General features: G+C 44.4%; 19 protein-coding genes. 6 read left to right on the top strand and 13 right to left on the bottom strand.

Annotated features, from left to right (window positions below):
• Positions 1-82: 82 nt before the first annotated feature.
• The 5 genes from lhgO to recQ all read right to left on the bottom strand — a co-directional run bounded on the left by lhgO (position 83) and on the right by recQ (position 7406).
• Positions 83-1282, bottom strand: a complete 1200-nt coding sequence (lhgO, locus tag ABIO93_RS00330; protein ID WP_348063448.1) for an L-2-hydroxyglutarate oxidase — start codon at positions 1280-1282, stop codon at positions 83-85.
• 89 nt (positions 1283-1371) lie between these two features.
• Positions 1372-2565 (bottom strand): anhydro-N-acetylmuramic acid kinase, encoded by a 1194-nt coding sequence (locus ABIO93_RS00325; protein WP_348063447.1) that lies wholly within the window; start codon positions 2563-2565, stop codon positions 1372-1374.
• A 77-nt stretch (positions 2566-2642) separates the two neighbouring features.
• Positions 2643-3734: a regulatory iron-sulfur-containing complex subunit RicT gene (ricT, locus tag ABIO93_RS00320; RefSeq protein ID WP_348063446.1), complete on the bottom strand. Its 1092-nt coding sequence runs from the start codon at positions 3732-3734 to the stop codon at positions 2643-2645.
• A 114-nt stretch (positions 3735-3848) separates the two neighbouring features.
• Positions 3849-5138, bottom strand: coding sequence for a phosphoribosylamine--glycine ligase (gene purD, locus ABIO93_RS00315; protein ID WP_348063445.1), 1290 nt, complete (start codon positions 5136-5138; stop codon positions 3849-3851).
• A gap of 54 nt (positions 5139-5192) precedes the next feature.
• Positions 5193-7406 (bottom strand): DNA helicase RecQ, encoded by a 2214-nt coding sequence (recQ, locus tag ABIO93_RS00310; protein WP_348063444.1) that lies wholly within the window; start codon positions 7404-7406, stop codon positions 5193-5195.
• 93 nt (positions 7407-7499) lie between these two features.
• On the opposite strand from recQ, the gene ABIO93_RS00305 reads away from it, so the two are divergent.
• Entirely contained in the window at positions 7500-8474 is a 975-nt protein-coding gene (locus ABIO93_RS00305; protein WP_348063443.1) for a KpsF/GutQ family sugar-phosphate isomerase, read from the top strand.
• Between the two features lie 143 nt (positions 8475-8617).
• Here ABIO93_RS00305 and ABIO93_RS00300 read toward each other — a convergent pair whose 3' ends face one another.
• The 6 genes from ABIO93_RS00300 to rpmG all read right to left on the bottom strand — a co-directional run bounded on the left by ABIO93_RS00300 (position 8618) and on the right by rpmG (position 12816).
• A complete protein-coding gene (locus ABIO93_RS00300; protein ID WP_348063442.1) occupies positions 8618-9094 on the bottom strand; it encodes a DUF4293 domain-containing protein in 477 nt (158 codons plus the stop codon).
• 73 nt (positions 9095-9167) lie between these two features.
• Complete coding sequence (gene rimO / locus ABIO93_RS00295; RefSeq protein WP_348063441.1) at positions 9168-10478, bottom strand: 30S ribosomal protein S12 methylthiotransferase RimO; 1311 nt, start codon at positions 10476-10478, stop codon at positions 9168-9170.
• A 136-nt stretch (positions 10479-10614) separates the two neighbouring features.
• On the bottom strand, positions 10615-11223 hold the full coding sequence (locus ABIO93_RS00290) for a hypothetical protein (protein WP_348063440.1): 609 nt from the start codon (positions 11221-11223) through the stop codon (positions 10615-10617).
• A 100-nt stretch (positions 11224-11323) separates the two neighbouring features.
• Positions 11324-12286 carry a signal recognition particle-docking protein FtsY gene (gene ftsY / locus ABIO93_RS00285; RefSeq protein WP_348063439.1) on the bottom strand — a complete coding sequence of 321 codons (963 nt, stop codon included), beginning with the start codon at positions 12284-12286 and terminating at the stop codon, positions 11324-11326.
• A gap of 90 nt (positions 12287-12376) precedes the next feature.
• Positions 12377-12529 carry a DUF4295 domain-containing protein gene (locus ABIO93_RS00280; RefSeq protein WP_149639761.1) on the bottom strand — a complete coding sequence of 51 codons (153 nt, stop codon included), beginning with the start codon at positions 12527-12529 and terminating at the stop codon, positions 12377-12379.
• Between the two features lie 104 nt (positions 12530-12633).
• Positions 12634-12816 (bottom strand): 50S ribosomal protein L33, encoded by a 183-nt coding sequence (gene rpmG, locus ABIO93_RS00275; RefSeq protein WP_026632037.1) that lies wholly within the window; start codon positions 12814-12816, stop codon positions 12634-12636.
• Positions 12817-13092: 276 nt separating this feature from the next.
• Between rpmG and ABIO93_RS00270 the strand changes: the two genes are divergently transcribed.
• From ABIO93_RS00270 to ABIO93_RS00260, 3 genes are all read left to right on the top strand, one after another.
• Complete coding sequence (locus tag ABIO93_RS00270; RefSeq protein WP_348063438.1) at positions 13093-13644, top strand: hypothetical protein; 552 nt, start codon at positions 13093-13095, stop codon at positions 13642-13644.
• 91 nt (positions 13645-13735) lie between these two features.
• Positions 13736-15232 carry an Asp-tRNA(Asn)/Glu-tRNA(Gln) amidotransferase subunit GatB gene (gatB, locus tag ABIO93_RS00265; protein ID WP_348063437.1) on the top strand — a complete coding sequence of 499 codons (1497 nt, stop codon included), beginning with the start codon at positions 13736-13738 and terminating at the stop codon, positions 15230-15232.
• A 96-nt stretch (positions 15233-15328) separates the two neighbouring features.
• Complete coding sequence (locus ABIO93_RS00260; RefSeq protein WP_348063436.1) at positions 15329-16420, top strand: TlpA disulfide reductase family protein; 1092 nt, start codon at positions 15329-15331, stop codon at positions 16418-16420.
• Positions 16421-16489: 69 nt separating this feature from the next.
• On the opposite strand, the gene ABIO93_RS00255 is transcribed toward ABIO93_RS00260, so the two are convergent.
• A complete protein-coding gene (locus tag ABIO93_RS00255; protein WP_348063435.1) occupies positions 16490-17368 on the bottom strand; it encodes an NAD-dependent dehydratase in 879 nt (292 codons plus the stop codon).
• A gap of 19 nt (positions 17369-17387) precedes the next feature.
• On the opposite strand from ABIO93_RS00255, the gene ABIO93_RS00250 reads away from it, so the two are divergent.
• Together ABIO93_RS00250 and ABIO93_RS00245 are read left to right on the top strand one after the other, a co-directional pair.
• Positions 17388-18398 carry a gliding motility protein gene (locus tag ABIO93_RS00250; protein ID WP_348063434.1) on the top strand — a complete coding sequence of 337 codons (1011 nt, stop codon included), beginning with the start codon at positions 17388-17390 and terminating at the stop codon, positions 18396-18398.
• Between the two features lie 48 nt (positions 18399-18446).
• The gene (locus ABIO93_RS00245) at positions 18447-19532 is read left to right on the top strand and encodes a complex I subunit 1 family protein (RefSeq protein ID WP_348063433.1); all 1086 of its coding nucleotides are present in this window, start codon (positions 18447-18449) and stop codon (positions 19530-19532) included.
• 24 nt (positions 19533-19556) lie between these two features.
• Here the strand turns inward: ABIO93_RS00245 and ABIO93_RS00240 are convergent, their stop codons facing one another.
• The gene (locus ABIO93_RS00240; protein ID WP_348063432.1) at positions 19557-20009 is read right to left on the bottom strand and encodes a DUF3299 domain-containing protein; all 453 of its coding nucleotides are present in this window, start codon (positions 20007-20009) and stop codon (positions 19557-19559) included.
• Between the last annotated feature and the right edge of the window lie 13 nt (positions 20010-20022).

Here is a 20022-nt window from a genome sequence, read left to right as displayed (position 1 = left end):
GACAAGTCTTTTCAGGGAGCTTATCAATGTGGATAAAAATAGGGAAAAGATTCTATTTTTTAAAATTTCACCAAATTTTCTGTCAAATCCTGGCCAAAACCCTTTCGGAAACAGTTTGTCCGATCGATAGAGAAGAGGTGGCAGCCGGTGACGGTGCATTACAGACATTAATGGCTGTTTTGTTTTCAATGATCGAAAAATCGTCCAGCAAGCCGCCGTCATAGTCGCATGCTTGTGCACGTACGCCTGAACCGCCGGGGATGAGGTCGTCGCTTTGAATTTCTGGAATGAGGCCCTGTAATGCTTTGGTGAATGCAGCTTTGGAGAATGAGCGGTAATATTCTCCCATACCTGTTTTCCAGTATTTGACAGCTACCTTTCGGAACCCTGGCCACGCCAGCGATTCCATGAGTTCCGGCACATTAATATCCAGCTTGTTGTAACCTTCACGTCGGAAAGCAAAAACTGCATTAGGTCCCGCTTCAACACCGCCTTCGATCATCCGCGTGAAATGTACGCCCAGGAACGGGAAATTAGGATCGGGGACAGGATATATCAGGTTTTTGACCAAATGATGCTTTTCAGGTTTGATCTTATAATATTCGCCGCGGAAAGGAATGATCCTTACTTTGATATTTTCAGGCTGTGTCAGTTGGGCCACTTTATCGGAATATAGACCAGCGCAGTTTACTACCAGTCGTGTTTCGAATACTTTACCAGTTGCAGAAACAACTTCCGAATGTGTATTACGGTTTTTAATATCAATGACCTTTTCTTCAAAATGAATTTCTCCACCCAATTTTTGAATGCATTCTGCGTATTTTTCAGAGACTGCTTTGTAATCAATAATGCCGGTGTATGGTACCCAAATACCCTCTAAACCCTTGACATGCGGTTCGATTTCGCGGATTTCCGACGCGGTGATCATCCGGTTTTGGGTCAAACCGTTTTGTAGTCCTCTTTCGTAAAGGTTGCTGAGCAATGGTTTTTGTTCCTCGGTCGTAGCCACTACTATTTTACCACATAGATCAAAAGGAACGTTTTCGCGCTTGCAAAAGTCCAGTAACATCTCGTATCCCCTGATGCAGTTGGTCGCTTTCAAACTTCCCGGCTTGTAGTACAGCCCGGAGTGGATTACGCCGCTGTTGTGGCCGGTTTGATGTTTTGCAACTTCGTTTTCTTTTTCAAGCAGCAGGACTTTGAGGGCAGGCTTTTGCTCTTTGATCCGCAGCGCCGTGGCAAGGCCTACAATGCCCCCGCCGATAATAGTAATGTCGTACATGTTATTCTTGATTATTTTTTATCGTTGGCGTTGTTGGAGACGAGACTTACCAAGTTTTCGAAACTTGGCAAGTCTTGTTCCCGCTGCCATCAACCCGGAAACGAAATTTTCCCCATACTAACGCCTGGAACGCCATCTTTTTCACCAAAAAAAGAGTCCGTCCCGGCAATCGCTTCATTTGCTAAAACTGCAAATAGTACCGCCTCTTTTGCATCCCCTGAAATGCCCAATTCATCGATCAATTTCACGGTTGCACCTAGATTTTCGCTAATTCGAGCCATCAAAACGGCATTATGTGCGCCGCCGCCGCTGGCGTAAATCGTGAATGCTTCACCAGCGTCCATGACATTCCGAATCGCATCCGAAATCGTGTCGGCGCTCAATGCGGTCAGCGTGGCAATGATGTCCTGGCGGGTGAGCGAAGTTAATTTGGATTTTTGAATCGCCGATTCAACGTAGGAGAAATTAAATACCTCCGGACCGGTGGTTTTGGGGTATGGTAATTTGAAAAAAGAAAGTGATTTAAGTTCTTCCAACAAAACGGCATTTACTTTGCCGCTGGCGGCGATTTCACCGTCTTTGTCATATGGTTTGTGGAAAAAACGGCGGGTGTAGGCATCTAATAATGTGTTTCCGGGACCTGTATCCGTCGTGAAAACAGCATCGGCATCTTGGTTAGCAGGTAAAAATGTAAAGTTTGCAATCCCGCCCATGTTCAGTAGTATCCTGTTTTCTCCTTTTTTGGAAAATAAAAAATAATCGCCGTAAACCGCCAGCGGGGCACCTTCGCCGCCTGCTGCAATGTGTTTCTGACGAAAATCGCTGAGCGTGATAATGTTTGTCTTAACTGCAATGTGATCGCCGTCACCAATCTGCAAGGTAGCATTGGGAAAGCCGGCCAGTTTGTGCTGCTTTTTGGGCGCATGAAAAACCGTTTGCCCGTGACTTGCAATCAGATCAATGTCTTCAGTCGGAATGTTCCAGCTGGCCAGGCAGTCGAGAATCATTTGTCCGTGACGTGTGCCAATGTAAGGATTCAGGAGGCAAAGTTGCTGAAAGTCAATTTCCCTTTTGGCAAAGATCTTCCGAATCTCTTCTCTGAAATCATCATCATAAGGTACAGTAGTGAATTTTTCGAGCGTCAATTTGGTGTCAGTTCCTCCTCCTTCTACCTGGCATACTGCTACGTCCAGCCCGTCCAGCGATGTGCCCGACATCAGCCCAATGATCCTTCTGGATCTGTGGTGAGCTATTTTATGAAGTTTGTCTATGTGCTTTTTCACGGGTGAAATTCGTAAAAAAAGAAGCCAAGCTTTTACAACTTGACTTCCATTTATATTGAACGACTTTTATTCGCTAGTTACTGTTGCGGTGAAGAAGTCGAAGCTTGGGGTTTGTTCTGATTATTCTTGTTTTTCCCCGATCTGCTTTTTTTCTTTTTCTTCTTCTTTTGTTCCTCGCTGTATTTCCTATCCAAGTTTTCCAGATCGCTGTTCAGCTTACCAGGAACCTTATCAAGAGTTCTATCAGCCTGAGGTGTAAGAATTTCCAATGACTCAGGAATGATATCCTTTTTATTCAATTCAATGATTTCCAAAACTTTGTCTATCGCGACGGGATACCAGTTGGTATCTTTATCAAACCCGAACCACATGATCTTCTTGAAAATGTCGGTCTTCTGCAAAGTGGCAACCCCTTTTTTGGTTTTCAAAGGCGCATCCACAGTCGGAATGTCCCGAAGCGCATCAATGTAGGTTTCCAATTCGTAGTTCAGACAGCACTTCAAGCGTCCGCATTGTCCCGAAAGCTTGGCAGGATTCAGCGACAGGTTCTGATAACGTGCTGCTGCCGTTGAAATATTCTTGAAATCGGTAAGCCAGGTAGAGCAGCAAAGTTCACGTCCGCAGGAACCCAGCCCGCCTAATCGGCTTGCCTCCTGGCGCAGACTGATCTGCCGCATTTCTATCCTCACCTTGAACTCCGAAGCCAGCATTTTGATCAACTCACGAAAATCGACGCGTTCCTCTGAAGAATAATAGAACGTCGTTTTGGTATTGTCAGACTGAAATTCAACATCTGACAATTTCATGTTGAGCTTCATTTCCCGGATAATTTCGCGGGTACGGTACAATGTCGGCATTTCTCGGGCCATGGCCTGGGTATGCTTATCGAGATCTTTCTCCGTCGCGACCCGGTAAATAACGTGCATGTCGTCACTAATGACTACGCTTTTCCGTTTCATTTGAAGCCTTACCAGCTCGCCTTGCAGGGACACAGTTCCTATATGCTGGCCAGAGGCCATTTCACAAACGACATAGTCGCCTGTTACAAATTCCAGCTGATTTATATTGCGGAAATATTCTTTTCTGCCTCCTTTAAATTTGACTTCTGCAACATCAAAACGCTGTCCGGTAGGCACATCCATGTGACTCAACCAGTCAAAGACATTCATTTTATTGCATCCGCCCGTACTACAGCCTCCGCTACTTCCACATCCGGCAGTCGATCCACTAGTACTGCATCCGCCGGATGAACATGATCCACATCCCATAATTACTCCCCTTCATCAATCGTTATAACGAATTAAATCCACACCAATGTCGTGACGGAAGTACTTGCCCTCGAACTGTACCGCCTGAGCGGCACGCTGCGACTTATGTACCGCATTTTCAAGGGAATTGGCAAGACCTGTAAGGGCCATTACCCTTCCTCCGTTCGTCACAACTTCTGTGTTTCCATTAAAAGTAGTGCCAGCATGGTATAAATACACGTCTTCTACTTTATCACTACCTGTAATAACCTTACCTTTTTCATAGTCTCCGGGATAACCTCCTGAAACAACAACAGTGGTAACGGCTACCTGAGGCGAAATCTGCATATCGAAATCATTCAGCGTTCCTTTTGCGGTAGAAGCCATTAACATGGCGAAATCCGACTGGATGCGCGGAATAACCACTTCTGTTTCGGGGTCGCCCATTCTCACATTGTATTCAATGACAAACGGCTCTCCCTTAATATTCATTAAACCTATAAAAATGAAACCGACGTATTTGATGCCTTCGCTTTTCAGGCCATTCAATGTGGGTTTGACCACTTTTTCATCAACTTTCCTCAAAAAATTAGCATCGGCAAATGCTACGGGGGATACTGCGCCCATACCTCCGGTATTAAGGCCGGTATCATTTTCGCCGATACGTTTGTAATCTTTCGCTTCCGGCAGGATCTTATAGTGCTCTCCGTCAGTAAGTACAAAAACGGACAATTCTATTCCTTTCAGAAACTGTTCTACTACGACTTTGTTGCCTGCGCTTCCGAATTTTCCATCCAAAAGCATTTCTTTAAATGCTATTTCTGCCTCTGCATGCTTTTCCGCGATGATCACTCCTTTGCCTGCTGCAAGGCCGTCTGCTTTCAGAACGATGGGTAGCGGATGACTTTCAAGGTATTCCAGCCCGATGGCGAGGGTTTCTGCTGTAAACGTTTGTGAAGAAGCAGTTGGAATGGCATATTTCTGCATGAATTTTTTAGAAAAATCCTTGCTTCCTTCCAGCTGCGCACCTGCTTTGTTAGGCCCGATCAGCTTCACTTTTGCCAGGTCTTCCCTTGATTCAAAATAATCAACAACGCCGTTAACCAGCGGTTCTTCCGGCCCTACGATCACCAGTTCGATATTATTTTCTAAAACTGCATTCGCAATCGCATCAAAATCATTAAAAGAAATAGATAGGTTGGTTGCTACACTTGCCGTCCCGGCGTTTCCGGGAGCTACAAACAAGCTGTCACAAAGAGGGCTTTGGGCAATCTTCCAGGCGAATGCATGTTCTCTTCCGCCTGATCCCAATATAAGTATGTTCATAATTGGTTTTAAAAATTCACTAAATACTGATACGGATAATTAAGTCTGGCAATGTTAGTTGGCCAATTCGGATAAAAACTTAATACGCACCAGCCGCAATTCTTCTTCACTGATTTCATCATTTGAAAATTCATCCAATGCTGCGGCAATATTATCCGTTTCTGCCGTCATGAAATAGTCGTAAATATCCTGTTGTCTTTCACGGTCAATCACCTGATTGATATAATAATCGAGGTTAAGCTTGGTTCCGGAGTAACAAATGTGCTCCACTTCTTCAATGACGTCCGCCAGGGCCAGGTCCTTAACCTCCGCGATTTCGTCCAGGCTCACTTTGCGGTCAACCTGTTGAATGATGAAAATCTTAATTTTTGATTTATTAACCGTGGACTTGATGACCACGTCTTTGGCAGTTTCGATCTCGTTTTCCTCCACATAGCGTGTGATGAGTTCAATAAACTGTCGGCCGAACTTCTGCACCTTACCCATGCCGACACCATTAATTTGTGCCATTTCCTGCTGGGTAGTAGGATAGGTTGTGGCCATTTCTTCCATGGATGGATCCTGGAAAATCACATACGGAGGGAGGTTTTTCTCTTTCGCTACTTTTTTACGAAGCGCTTTGAGCAGTCCTAGCAAAGCCTCGTCGTAAGCATGTGCGCTACCGCTTCCGTTGGCTGAGTCCTTGTCATCATCTTCTGCTTTGATCTCCTCCTCTTCAAAATTATGGTCCTTATGAAGGGTAACCACGTAGGGGTCGTTCAGGTAGTTGGCGCCTTTGTCTCCCAGTTTGATGATACCGTAGTTTTCAATGTCCTTTTCGAGGTAGTTGAAAATCACAAGCTGACGGATGGCAGAAACCCAGTAATCGCGGGATTCATTCAGTTCGGTACCCTTGCCGTAAACGTCCAGCTGGTCATGCTCGTAACTCTTCACGTACTGGTTCTCAGTGGCGGTTACCACATCTGCAATGTGGTCAGCATCAAAGCGCTGTTCTGTCAGCTGCACAGCTCTCAGTATCAGGATTACATCCTCCTGCACTTTGATTTTTTCTGTGTGTTTGATACAGTTATCGCAAAAGCCGCAATCCTTATCCAGGTATTCACCGAAATAGCTCAGCAACTGTCTTCTGCGGCAAACGCCCAGGGTTGAATAGGCGACCATTTCGTTTAGTAAATGCCGCGCATTGTCTCGTTCTGTAACGGTTTTATCCTTATTGAATTTTTCCAGCTTCTGAATATCGTCGTAGCTGTAAAACATCAGGCAGTTTCCTTCCAGTCCATCGCGGCCCGCCCGGCCAGTTTCCTGGTAGTAGCCTTCCAGTGATTTCGGAACGTCGTAATGTATTACAAACCGCACGTCCGGCTTATCAATCCCCATTCCGAATGCAATGGTGGCTACGATCACCTCAGCCTCTTCGTTCAGGAAAGCATCCTGATTGGCCATACGCGTGTTGCTATCGAGGCCAGCGTGGTATGGTAAAGCGCGAACGTCATTCACTTTCAGTAATTCAGCTACTTCTTCCACCGTCTTTCTGCTCAGGCAATATACAATTCCGGACTTGCCTTTATTGTTTCGCACATAGCGGATCAGCTGTTTTTTAACATCCTTTTTGGGACGGATCTCGTAATACAGGTTCTTTCTGTTAAAAGAGGATTTGAATGTCTCAGCCTCCTCCATTTGAAGGTTCTTACGGATATCCTGCTGAACTTTTGGGGTAGCAGTAGCGGTGAGCGCGATAATGGGTAGCCTTCCTATATTCTCAATGATACCATAAATGCGACGGTATTCAGGCCTGAAATCGTGGCCCCATTCAGAAATACAGTGGGCTTCGTCAATTGCTACAAAGGATATTTTTACTTTTTTAAGGAAATCCAGATTGTCTTCTTTCGTAAGCGACTCAGGGGCGATATAGAGTAGTTTAAGGCTGCCGTCCAAGGCGTCGCTTTTAACCCGGGTCATTTCAGCCTTGGTAAGCGTGGAGTTCAGGAATTGAGCGTTGATGCCGAATGCTGTTAACTGGTCAACCTGATTCTTCATCAAGGCGATAAGCGGTGAAATCACAATCGTCAGGCCGTCACTGACCAGGGCAGGTAACTGGTAGCAAAGTGATTTGCCAGCCCCCGTCGGCATAATTACAAAAGTATTTTTACCAAGAAGGATGTTTTGAATAATTACTTCTTGTTCACCTCGGAATTGACTATATCCAAATATTTCTTTAAGTCTGTCTTTTAACGTGTCTAATACGACTGTATCTACCTGCTTTACCATACTCTGTTAACAAAATGGTTATCCCAAACTTCTATATCTTTGCTTTTTGAAATGAAAATCGACAATAGTGTCCCCTTAAACTGTGTTTCAGATTTGAAATTAATAAAAAATATTCAGTCAATAGCAAAAGAAGTATTACAGCAGGAGGCAGAAGCAGTGCGTAATCTGATTGAATTGATTGATGATGAATTTGAAAACTGCGTATATGCTATACTCAACTCCGGCGGGCGTGTTGTGATTTCCGGTGTGGGTAAAAGTGCGATCGTAGGCCAGAAGATTGTGGCGACATTGAACTCGACGGGTACCCCAGCATTGTTTATGCATGCAGCAGACGCTATACATGGCGATTTGGGCATGATTCAGGATAATGATGTCGTAATAGTTATATCAAAAAGCGGGGATACAGCTGAAATAAAAGTGCTCGTCCCACTGCTCAAACGCACCGGTGTGACGATGATCGCGATGGTGAGCAACAGGGATTCCTACCTCGCAAAAAACAGTAATTTTATTCTTCACGCATTTGCCCCTTTAGAGGCTGATCCATTGAATCTGGCACCTACAACCAGTACCTCAGTGACCATGGCGCTGGGCGATGCGCTGGCGGTATGCCTGCTGGAGGCCCGCGGATTTACGCATGATGATTTTGCAAAATTTCATCCGGGAGGATCATTAGGCAAGCGGCTTTACCTGAAAGTATGTGACATTTACCCGAACAATGCCCTGCCGGTTGTATCGTCGCATGCCACTTTACATGAGGTGATCCTAGAAATGACTTCCAAGCGGCTTGGAGCCACTGCGGTACAGCATGATGACGGCCAAATGGCCGGTATTATCACAGACGGCGACTTACGGAGAATGCTAAATGAGCATGAAGGGACGGGTATTTTGCATCTGAAAGCTTGCGATATCATGACCACTTCACCCATCGCGGTCGGGCCTGATGATTACGCAGTCAATGCGCTGGAAATTATGCAGTCACGGAGTATTACGCAGGTCGTTGTGGTGGAAGAGGGCAAAGTACTCGGTTTTGTACATTTGCACGACCTGCTTCGGGAAGGCTTGGTGTAATTGGAAAGTAGTTGTCTATTGCCAAGCATTGTCTATTGTCACATCGGACCTAGTCTACTTGTCAAGTTGAGCGCATCCTATTTGTCACGTTGAGCGGAGCGCCCGCCGCTGCGGTCGAAACGGCGCTCAACGTGACAAGATAATCATCTGAATCTTTTGGATTGCTGAACGGCACGCTCATCCTTGCGGATAAAACGATTTGCGAAAACGTTCGCAAGCATCGCGCCAACCATGCCGTAAAAACCAATGTCATATTTGCCAGGAAGTTCAGGATCAAATAGTTTGGCTGTTTTGTAAAAGGTAAAATAAATAACCAACCCCATCAGAACCGTCATGATGATGGAATTGACAGCGCACAAAGCGGATTGTAGAACCCGGTTACGAAATTGAAAAATGGCGTAACCTGCTACCCCTGCAACCAGGAGCGCCAGAATCGTCAGGTAGTACACCGGCTGGACATTAGATTGCACAGCATTGATCTGGTGGGTCAGTTTAATGGCTGTGAGATCAGCTCTCTGCTCACCACTAACAGACACTTTGGTCCATATAGGAAAAGTAAGGAAAATGCCCATTCCGATGATTGCAATGGCTAAAAAAATGGATTGAATTCGTTGTAACATGCGTTTTTAAATATTATTCCTGGTCAATAAAAAGTGCAAATTTAACAAAGCAGCGGTGAGCTGTGAAAGCAAATTAAGAAATCACTTCCCCGTAAAGGTCAAATTCCTCTGCCGAAGTGATTTTTACATGCGCGTAATCCCCTAACCTCACAAACTGACTAGCCGGTACAAGTACTTCGTTATCAACTTCCGGGGAATCAAATTCAGTCCTGCCGATAAAATGTCCGCCTTCCTTGCGGTCAAATAAAACTTTGTAAGTCTGACCAATTTTGTTCTGGTTCAGTTCATACGAAATGCCCTGCTGCAATTCCATGATTGCGTCTGCACGTTCCTGCTTGATTTCGGTCGGGATATCGTCCGGCATGGTGTAGGAATGTGTATTGTCCTCATGAGAATACTGGAATGCACCGAGACGGTCAAAACGCATTTTCTCTACAAACTCAAAAGTTTCGTCGAACAACGCTTCTGTTTCTCCCGGATGGCCCACGATCAATGTAGTACGTAACGCGATACCAGGTACTTTTTCACGGATCGTGTTGATCAATGCTTCCGTTTTTTCGCGAGTAATACCTCTCCGCATCGATTTCAACATTTCTGTCGATCCTGATTGAAGCGGCATATCGAGATACTTGCAGATATTGCTCCGCTCATTCATAACGTCCAACACATCCATAGGGAAGCCAGCCGGGTAGGCGTACTGTAACCTGATCCATTCAATGCCTTCAACGTCAGAAAGTTGCGCAAGCAGGTCGGATAGGTTTCTTTTTTTATAAATATCCAGACCGTAGTAGGTAAGGTCCTGGGCAATAAGGATCAATTCTTTTGTTCCGCGTTTCGCCAAGGATTTTGCTTCTTTTACCAACTCTTCGATCGGACGTGAAATGTGTCCGCCGCGCATGAGCGGTATGGCGCAGAAACTGCACGGGCGGTCGCAACCTTCCGCGATTTTGACGTAAGCATAATGTGTGGGGGTGGTAAGTAAGCGCTCGCCAACCAATTCATGCTTATAGTCAGCTTTCAATGTTTTGAGCAGGCGCGGAAGCTCATTCGTTCCAAACCATGCATCAACGGTGGGTATCTCTATGGAAAGCTCATCTTTGTAACGATGAGACAGACAGCCCGTTACGTATACTTTATCGACCATTCCGGCTGCCTTTGCGTCGGCATAACGCAGAATGGTATTGATCGATTCTTCCTTGGCATTGTCGATGAATCCGCAGGTATTGATCACAACGATCTGAGCATCATCTTTTTTGGATTCGTGGTCCACTTTAAACCCGTTTCCTTTGAGCTGCGTGTAAAGTACTTCCGAATCCACCAGGTTTTTGGAGCAACCCAGCGTCACTATATTGACTTTGTTTTTGACTATTCCTTTGGTTTTCATTGAAGATAAGCTGCCAGCGATCTGCTGTTAGCTATTAGCGATGATTGATATTAAAAAATTACCATTTGTATCAGGCAAAGTGATTGATACTGACGGGAAAATGGGCTGCAAAGTTCGGGAAAAATTGTCAGGAAGTCTACTTTATATAGGGAAATCGTTCTTTGCGATATTCGATGAGAATTTTCTTAAAATACTCGTGAATTACCTCAATTCCCGGCGTTCTGTCGGAAAGGATAAATTGTTCTCCGTTTTTGAGGAAGTAAGTTAGATAGCTAATTCTCATTTTCGCCTCATTGGATGTGATTATAACTCTTTCAATGTCTCCATCACGAAGGGTTAGCGTGTAATCCGGAAAGTGCAAATACAGCTCGTGTGCGGTAGGATTTGTTTCGAGTGTTACATTGCGGACGTATTTCCAATGGTTGATATCTAAAATGAGATACAGTGCGCATGCTGAAAATACCATTGAACTAAGTCCAAAAAGCAGGAGCCGCGTCAGTGGCAGAGAGATATCTGACGAAACCACAGTAAATGCTGCCTTAATGAACATGAAACCGAGCGGAAGAATGTAATAAATGATCAGGTTCTCAAGTTTCAAAAAATAGCCTAATTCTGATATCTGATAAACCCTTACGACTTTCAGGGGAGAGTTGTCACCGATTGTATTTTTGGTGTAATTCAGCAGCTTCCATATGCACCACCCGAAGATTCCGAAGACAAAAACGAAGATCAAAAATGTATCCATAATAGGGAACTGTTTGATACGCAGTTCCCAAAGTTAGGATATATCCATTCCTGGCAGCAATTAAATGAAGATCGGTGACTTAGTCGGATAAATGTGCTTTTTACCCGATTTTTTTGAACAGGGAATCCACAAATTCGCTTCTATCAAACACCTGCAGATCGTCCATTTTTTCACCGACGCCAATGTATTTGACAGGGATTTTAAATTCATCTGAAATCCCGATCACGACGCCACCTTTGGCAGTTCCGTCGAGTTTCGTGATAGCAAGAGCTGTAATTTCAGTAACCTTGGTGAATTCTCTTGCCTGAATGACGGCGTTCTGGCCTGTGCTTCCGTCGAGTACCAGCAGTACTTCATGGGGAGAGTCAGGAATGATCTTTTGCATAACACGCTTGATTTTGGAAAGCTCGTTCATCAGATTGACTTTCGTATGCAAACGCCCAGCCGTGTCTATAATGATCACATCAGCACCGGTTTCTATTCCTTTTTTCAACGCATCATATGCCACAGCCGAGGGATCGGTGTTCATACCGTGATCGATTACAGGTACGTCAACCCGTTTTCCCCAAAGTTTCAGCTGCTCTACAGCCGCAGCCCTGAATGTATCAGCAGCACCCAACACTACTTTATGCCCGCGCTGATGAAACTGATGTGCCAGTTTTCCGATCGTGGTAGTTTTGCCGACACCATTCACGCCAACAACCATGATCACAAATGGCTTTGGTAAATGTTCAGTTTCAAAACTATCCTGAATGTCAACGGATTTGTTTTCGGTAAGCAGTGCGGCGATTTCTTCTCTTAATATGCTGTCCAGCTCGGCAGTAGTGGCGTATTTATCTCTTGCTACCCGCTCCTCGATACGTTTGATCACCTTTACGGTAGTTTCCACGCCGACATCGGAACTAACCAGAATGTCTTCCAATTCATCCAGAACGTCCTCGTCGATAGTCGTTTTACCGACTATGGCTCGGGAAAGCTTTCCAAAGAAACTGTCTTTGGTTTTTTCAAGGCCTTTATCTAATGTTTCTTTTTTCTCTTTTGAAAAAAAACCAAATAAACTCATAATGCTAGCATGTTTATGGCCCAAAAATAAAACAAAAAAAGTCCCGAAAAGGGACTTTTTAATAACTCAATATCAAAAGCTTGAATAACCTTAGTTTTTCAAGGCACCTTGAACACCGTCAAGAGGTACGATTTCTTCTTTGAAGGTATAAGCTCCTGTTTTAGGAGATCTTACGGCCTTAATCACTTTGGCAAATGATTTACCGCCTTCTTTTTTCAGGGTAGCAACTACTTTCTTTGCCATGTCTGTATATTTTTAAGTTTATATGTTAATAATTAACTGTTACGAGACTACCGTCGAACCATTGATGTTCTAAACCACATAACAGTTAACGGATAACATCGAACTTATTTAATTTCTTTGTGGACTGTATAGCGTCTCAGGAAAGAATTGAATTTTTTCAGCTCCATACGGCCAGGCGTATTCTTCCGATTTTTTGTAGTCACATAACGTGACATTCCTGGAACACCGCTGTCTTTCTGTTCTGTGCATTCCAATATGACCTGTACTCTATTACCTTTCTTAGCCATTACTTTACATCGTTTTACAAATAGGACTGCAAAAGTAATAACATTTAATATTAATCACAATATTATCTTTTAAATAAAGAAGAAATTTTATTGATTTTCTTCCGGGTAATGGACGGCTAATGAATTGGTGAACAACCTGCTATGCGCTATTTATATTGAATTTAAAGGTAATTTGTATTCCCGATATGCAGGAAATCTAGTGCAAACTTGCTTTCTTCGTGTGATGATTTTGTATCAAAACCTTAATCTGGCGGAAATTCTTAAAAATTGAAAACAATGACACTTAACAAAAGTACTTCTTTGGCTTTTATTGCCCTGGCAGTTTCCTTCTGCATCGGTTGTTCTTCCAAGGAAGATCGTGACAAATATGACCATTACTACGGATCGGGAAGCAAAGTAAGGGAAGAAACGGCTCTCGTGAAACTTCAAAACGATAGAAAAAATGCACCAGCTGCACCGGTAGCACCAGCGGCTACGACGCCTGCACCTGCTGCGCCGGATTCTGGAAAAGCGGCTGACAGCTCGGCAGTAGCAGTTGCACCGGAAGCACCAGCAGCTCCGGTTGCACCGAAACGTAAACCAGTACCAGCAGACGTTTCTGCGTTGCTTAACAAGCACGCTTGTTTCGCATGCCACCAGGCTTATGACAAGGTAATCGGGCCTGCTTATTCAGAAGTAGCTAAGAAAAAATATACGCCAGATCAGATCGTGGAGCTGGTACACAACCCGAAACCTGAGCACTGGCCAGGTTATCCTCCGATGGCTCCTCTGGCCCACGTTCCAAAGGCTGACATTATCGTGATAGCAAATTGGATTAACGCCTTATAGGTAGCCAAAGTTACTTACACCCAGAAAATACGGGCCGTTCATGCTATGGACGGCCCGTATTCGTATCTTTGCGAAAGCATTTGTAATAAATATGACTCAAAACGCGCTTCACCCCTCTGACATCACAGACGAACTTTTGGCCAGTTATGAAACTGTAATAGGCCTGGAAGTACACTGTCAACTCTTAACGGAATCAAAATTATTCGCACAGGACCGTAATCTCTTTGGTACCGAACCGAATACTAATATCGGTCCGCTTACACTCGCATTACCCGGTACTTTACCGAAAATCAATCATAAAGCGGTGGAATTTGCAATCCGTTTGGGACTCGCTTGTGGGTGCTCGATCAGTCGCAGGACGATCTTTGACCGGAAAAATTATTTTTACCCGGATCTTCCAAAAGGGTACCAGATATCTCAGGATAAAAAACCGATCTGCCTGGATGGCGGGGTTAATATCTCTGTCAAAAATGCAGAAGGTAAAACGGTTGAAAAAACAATTCGTTTCCACCACATTCACCTGGAAGAGGATGCCGGAAAATCTGTTCACGACGGAAGCCATAGCGAAACATTACTGGATTACAACCGCGCCGGAACGCCTCTTGTTGAAATGGTGTCCGAACCCGATTTGCGTTCTGCGGAAGAAACAGGTGCATTTGTTACCGAGATACGTCGGCTTGTCAGGTACCTACACATTAGTGATGGTAATATGGAAGAAGGTTCACTCCGTTGCGATGTGAATGTGTCTTTGCGTAAAAAAGGTGAAAGCAAACTGGGCACCAAAGTAGAGATCAAAAACATGAATTCGATCAGGAATATGATGCGTGCCATCAGTTTTGAAGAGAGAAGGCAGATTGCAATGATCGAAAATGAGGAGCCCATTCAGCAGGAAACCAGGATGTTCGACGTGGAAAGTGGACAGACTTACGGAATGCGGGTGAAAGAAACGATGAATGATTACCGGTATTTCCCTGATCCTGATCTAAGTCCGGTCGTGGTTTCGGAGGAATGGCTGGAAGATATTAAAAGCAAAATGCCTGCATTACCGCAGGAGCTTCGCGATAAATTTGTGAATCAATATGGCATTCCTGCTTATGACGCCATGGTACTGACGGATACCAGGGAAATTGCGGAATATTTCGAGGCAGTTTGTGCTAATACGTCAGCCTACAAAGCTGCCTCCAACTGGCTGATGGGCCCAGTGAAGTCCTACCTCAATGACCACGAAGGAAATATAGAACACTTCCCGATCAGTGCAAAAGCGCTGGCGGATCTGATCGAGCTAAATGAATCAGGCGTGGTGAGCCATTCTGTGGCTTCTCAGAAAATTTTCCCGGTTCTTTTGTCAGATCCACACCGTACGTCTTCCGAGATTGCTTCCTCAAATAACTGGCTTCAAAATAGCAATACAAACGAGCTTGAATCGTTGGTAGATGAGGTAATTAGCTCCATGCCGGACAAGGTAGCAGCTTATAAAAAGGGTAAAAAAGGTTTGATTGGGTTGTTTGTGGGTGAAATCATGAAAAAATCGAATAACACCGCCGACCCCAAGCTAGTCAACCAGTTACTTGCGAAAAAGCTTCAATAGTCACACATTTAGAGATAACAATAAGCAGAAATTATGAAGGGATCATTGAAACGAAGTGTTTTAGTTTTGAGCATGACATGTCTAGGCGTTTCGACAATGGCCCAGCAAATAGCACCCAAAGACTTTACGGTTACTGGTAAGGTGAAAAATGGTGCAAAGGGAGAAAAAGTGATCCTATTGAAATCGTCGGCCAATGGATCTTCTATAAAGCTGGATTCTACAGTAATCGCGGCCGATGGCAGTTTTTCGATAAAGGGTACAGAATTGGACAGAGGAAGCTTTTTTTCTCTGAATCTTGCTGACAGACAAAAAGTGATTTTACTCGTTGAAGGGGGCGAACAATTTAATGTACTCGCCGACGGAACGGGAAAAGACAGCAAAGGCAATGGCGGAAAAGCGCAGGTGACCGGATCCAAAAACATGGAATACTATGCGCAGGTGGATGAGCTAATGAAGGCTTTCGCAGCCAAAGTGACCGTCTGGAATGAAGAGTATGTCAAGGCTGAGGAGAAAAAAGATACCAAGAAAATTGAGGAGATACAGCAGAATTTTGCAAAAGCAGAGCAGGAAAGACTGGGCACCATTAAAAAATGGATACCGGAAATGGGTACATCATTAGTGGCACTGTTCACAGCTAACAATTTTCTTACCCCTGAAAATGATCTCGACGTGCTGAAAAAGCTGGCAGAACAGTATGATCAGGTACAGCCTACTCCGACATTAGCCAAGGGTTTTATTGGTCAAATCAAAAGGATCGCAGGCCTGGCTGTGGGTGAAGTAGCTCCGGATTTTACATTGAATAGCCCCGAAGGCAAGCCGGTAGCATTGTCATCATTGCGCGGTAAATTTGTTTTAATAGATTTCTGGGCATCCTGGTGCGGCCCATGCCGGATGGAAAATCCGAATGTGGTACGGATGTATGACAAGTTTAAAGACAAAGGATTCGATATTTTCGGAGTGTCACTGGATGACAATGAAAAGGCTTGGAAAACGGCCATTGAGCGAGATAAACTGAAATGGCAGCACGGCTCGGAATTGAAAAAATGGAATTCAGGAGTCGCTCAGACTTATGGTGTCAATGCAATTCCGGCGACGTATTTACTGGATAAAGACGGTAAAATTATCGCTAAAAACCTGCGGGGAGCTGCTTTGGAAACCAAGCTGACGGAGTTGTTAGGAGCTCAATAATTCTTTTTGGTTTAAATAATCATATAAATCCGCGGGACTGATCCGGCGGATTTTTTTATGCCCAAATGCTCACATTTCGTTTTCCAGACTGTAATAAAACTGCATTGGATCAGGGAAAATGAAATGGTAAGAATAGGTACTACTGAATTTCTCGCCTGAAATCACTTTAAAATCAGGACTTACTTCGGGTTCGGTAAACGTGGGAGCTTCCCAGCCGAACCTCGAACAAGAATCTATATAAATGTCTCGGCGGACCGGATGAATGGGTGAAACAATGTTGAAAGTCTCATTTACCAAGCCCTGTTCCAATATTCCGATAATGATCCTGACGGCATCGTCCCGGTGAATGTAATTAACGGGAATAGCACCCGTAATCATGTTTTTTTGCCCTTTTACATATTTGCCGGGGATTCTGTTATAGCCCATCAGTCCGCCGAGTCGGAGAATAGTGACCGTAATTTCAGGACTTAATGATTGCAAAAGATTCTCGGCAGTGACCATTTCTGACGAAGCAGATTGCTCCGGCACATTGACGTCTTCTTCTGTCACAATCCTGTTCAATTCAGGATAAATGCCTGTTGAACTGATGAAAATGACTTCTTTAATCGGAGATTTTCTGATCTCGGCTACTACCGACTGAATTTGTTTGACATAGAAACCGGGCTCATTTTTCCCCTGCCGTGGCGGCAAGGATACAATGAGGGAATCAGAATCGAAGAACGAAGGCACCAAGGCGGCATCGTCTGAAAAACCAGGAGTCAAATCCAGCAGATAACCCTTGATTCCATGCTTCTCGAAACTTTCCAGTTTGTCGGGAGAAGTGGTACTGCCTTTCGTTTCCGATGTAATATGATCACGCTGCAGACGTTGAGCTAGTGGAAATCCCAGCCAGCCACATCCCAGGATGCTTATGTTTTTTTTTTTTAATTTTGACTCTCTGTCTAACATGTTACTCCTTTTTTCAAGAATGCATTATTCAAGAATATTTGTACTCATTTTCTTCATTACGACCATTTCCTGGTCTTGTAAAACCGATAAAAAGCAGGAAGCAGATACCAGTTCAATGCAGTTTAATATCGTTGCCGAGAACCTGGATCAGGAGCTTTTTGCCTGTAAATCGGTAGCAGAAATACAAAATTTTCTTGATAAACATGCTTACCTGACCAAGGTTTACTTCACGAATGCCCCGGTGGAACCAAGCCAATTGGCTGGGCATCTGTTTAATATTTTGCAAAACAATGCTTTCCAGACGTTCAAAAACCAGCTGGATACATTGATAGGCGATCGGCAGACTGGAATTATTGATTCGCTGACGAAAGCTTTTAAGCAGATCAAGTATCATTACCCTGCATTCAATGCGCCGAAAGTACAGTTTATGATCACGGGTTTCACGGGTGACGATCTCTACATTTCAGATTCTCTGATCATTATCGGGCTGGATTATTTCGGAGGGCCTGAGGCGCAATTTCGCCCGAATGTGTTTGATTATCAGCTGCGTCGCTATCAAAAGGAGTACATTGTTCCATCCATTGTATTTTTTGAATCAAACCGTTTTAACCGCATGGGGGCAGGCGATCAGACGTTACTCGCCGACATGATCGGCTATGGAAAAGGCTACGAATTCGTGAAAACAGTCATGCCTTCAACACCCGACAGTTTGATTTTTGGTTATTCGGAAGCAAATCTGAAACGGACCAATGTTAGCCAGCACGCGATATGGGCGTACTTTATCGCGGGTAAACTGCTTTATGAAAAAAGTGATCTTAAAAAGAAGAAATATATTGACGAAAGGCCTTTTACTACGGAAATTGGAGAAAAGGTGCCAGGCGCTATCGCCAGGTGGGTAGGCTGGCGAATTGTTGACCGTTTTATGGCCGAGAATCCCGATGTTACTTTGCCGCAATTGATGGAGATCGATAATGCTGCGAGGATTTTGCAGGAATCAGGATATAAAGGCGAGCCTGACGAAGAGGAGTGAGTTTTTTACTTACTTTTGTGGCATCTAGCGTACTTCAAAGAGCTGTTAATGCCGTTTACACTGATCATTTTTTTACTTCTCGTTCCCGGTTTTGTGGTCATTGGCGTGTATCTGGAACGTAAGGTTTCAGCTTTCATCCAGGATCGCTTGGGGCCGATGGAAGTGGGGAAATGGGGTTTATTACAGCTTTTTGCCGATTTACTCAAATTACTTCAAAAAGAGGATATCGTTCCTAAGGCAGCTGATCGAAAACTTTTCCTGATCGCACCATTCATTATTTTCATTTCGGTTTTCGCGGGTTTTGCAGTAGTACCGTTAGCGCCGGATCTGGCGGGTTCCGGGGCGGCAGTTGGCGTTTTTTTCTTGCTCACCATTATTTCTGTCGACGTGATCGGTTTGCTAATGGCTGGCTGGGGTTCCAATAACAAGTTTGCATTGTTTGGCGCGATGCGGGCTGTAGCGCAGATTATTTCCTACGAAATTCCGCTGGGGTTATCCATACTTTGTGTAGTAATGCTTACCCAAACACTTGATCTTCAAATAATAAGCTTTCAACAGGGCATATACGCTCCCGAAACAGTTTACCTGTTTGGGATTAAAAAGCTGGGTGTGGATGTGACTCATATCGGCGGATTTTTGTCCTGGAATATCGTGCGCAATCCATTTCTCTTGCTAGCTTATGTAGTGTTTTTTATCGCTTCGCTAGCCGAATGTAATCGTGCTCCGTTTGATTTACCAGAAGGTGAATCGGAACTGGTTGCTGGTTTTCACACAGAATATTCCGGTATGCGCTGGGCACTTTTTATGCTTTCCGAATATGGAATGATGTTGCTGGTATGTTTGCTGGGTGCTATCCTTTTTCTCGGAAGCTGGAACACACCTTTTCCAAACATCGGGCCAGTAAGGCTTGCTGATTGGACGAGTGGGGAGCCGGGAACATGGTTTGGATACCTGAGCGGCGCTTTCTGGCTTTTGAGTAAAGCAATGTTCGGGATTCTTGTGCAAATGTGGGCACGCTGGACATTGCCCCGTCTGCGTGTGGATCAGCTCATGTACCTCGGCTGGAAGGTTTTGACACCTGTCGGGCTGGTACTCTTCTTTATTTCAGGAGTTTGGCGGCTGATTGGGATCTGATTTTTTCGAGGGAAAAAGCAGTTCTTAGTCTGTAATTTCTGCGCCGTCAAGGATGTAATTCATCTGGTAAATGTCATCTGCATTGAGTTTTAATGTACCTGTAAAAGTCAGGCGCTCATCCGTTTTGAACTTCTTACCATCCTTTTTCTTAAAATTCAATGTCATAACCGTCTCTGGACCAGCACCTCCGCAGAAAAAGCAGGCGCTAAAAGGGAATGCAGACAGTACATATAAGTTTGCATCCAGATCGACCGGGAGAATGTAGCCCGTGATTGAAACCTGCTGGTTTTTCAGCTTCTGAACGCTCGGCCCGAAAGTAGGGTGGAGCATGTAAATCGATTCCTCTGCATACCATTTCTTTTTGAATGTAACGTCCCGCAAAATCTCCCAGGTTAGTTTGACAGGGTTATTGCTCGGTGTAAACGCAAACAGGGAGGTGACACAAATTAATAGTACAAGCGCTTTTGCAGATTTCATCAGAACCTCAAAT

Source organism: Dyadobacter sp. (assembly GCF_039919315.1).
Classification (GTDB): domain Bacteria; phylum Bacteroidota; class Bacteroidia; order Cytophagales; family Spirosomataceae; genus Dyadobacter.
Note: the sequence above shows the minus strand (reverse complement) of the source record. Positions and strands in the feature narration are given on the sequence as shown.

What these genes read in the sequence shown, in the direction of transcription:
- ABIO93_RS00260 (WP_348063436.1), top strand. Translation starts at nt 15,329, where the DNA reads ATGGCCCAGCAAATAGCACCCAAAGACTTTACGGTTACTGGTAAGGTG.
- ABIO93_RS00245 (WP_348063433.1), top strand. Translation starts at nt 18,447, where the DNA reads ATGCCGTTTACACTGATCATTTTTTTACTTCTCGTTCCCGGTTTTGTG.
- ABIO93_RS00270 (WP_348063438.1), top strand. Translation starts at nt 13,093, where the DNA reads ATGACACTTAACAAAAGTACTTCTTTGGCTTTTATTGCCCTGGCAGTT.
- purD (WP_348063445.1), bottom strand. Translation starts at nt 5,138, where the DNA reads ATGAACATACTTATATTGGGATCAGGCGGAAGAGAACATGCATTCGCC.
- rimO (WP_348063441.1), bottom strand. Translation starts at nt 10,478, where the DNA reads ATGAAAACCAAAGGAATAGTCAAAAACAAAGTCAATATAGTGACGCTG.
- ricT (WP_348063446.1), bottom strand. Translation starts at nt 3,734, where the DNA reads ATGAATGTCTTTGACTGGTTGAGTCACATGGATGTGCCTACCGGACAG.
- lhgO (WP_348063448.1), bottom strand. Translation starts at nt 1,282, where the DNA reads ATGTACGACATTACTATTATCGGCGGGGGCATTGTAGGCCTTGCCACG.
- ABIO93_RS00240 (WP_348063432.1), bottom strand. Translation starts at nt 20,009, where the DNA reads ATGAAATCTGCAAAAGCGCTTGTACTATTAATTTGTGTCACCTCCCTG.
- recQ (WP_348063444.1), bottom strand. Translation starts at nt 7,406, where the DNA reads ATGGTAAAGCAGGTAGATACAGTCGTATTAGACACGTTAAAAGACAGA.
- ABIO93_RS00250 (WP_348063434.1), top strand. Translation starts at nt 17,388, where the DNA reads ATGCATTATTCAAGAATATTTGTACTCATTTTCTTCATTACGACCATT.
- ftsY (WP_348063439.1), bottom strand. Translation starts at nt 12,286, where the DNA reads ATGAGTTTATTTGGTTTTTTTTCAAAAGAGAAAAAAGAAACATTAGAT.
- ABIO93_RS00255 (WP_348063435.1), bottom strand. Translation starts at nt 17,368, where the DNA reads ATGTTAGACAGAGAGTCAAAATTAAAAAAAAAAAACATAAGCATCCTG.
- gatB (WP_348063437.1), top strand. Translation starts at nt 13,736, where the DNA reads ATGACTCAAAACGCGCTTCACCCCTCTGACATCACAGACGAACTTTTG.
- ABIO93_RS00280 (WP_149639761.1), bottom strand. Translation starts at nt 12,529, where the DNA reads ATGGCAAAGAAAGTAGTTGCTACCCTGAAAAAAGAAGGCGGTAAATCA.
- ABIO93_RS00290 (WP_348063440.1), bottom strand. Translation starts at nt 11,223, where the DNA reads ATGGATACATTTTTGATCTTCGTTTTTGTCTTCGGAATCTTCGGGTGG.
- ABIO93_RS00300 (WP_348063442.1), bottom strand. Translation starts at nt 9,094, where the DNA reads ATGTTACAACGAATTCAATCCATTTTTTTAGCCATTGCAATCATCGGA.
- rpmG (WP_026632037.1), bottom strand. Translation starts at nt 12,816, where the DNA reads ATGGCTAAGAAAGGTAATAGAGTACAGGTCATATTGGAATGCACAGAA.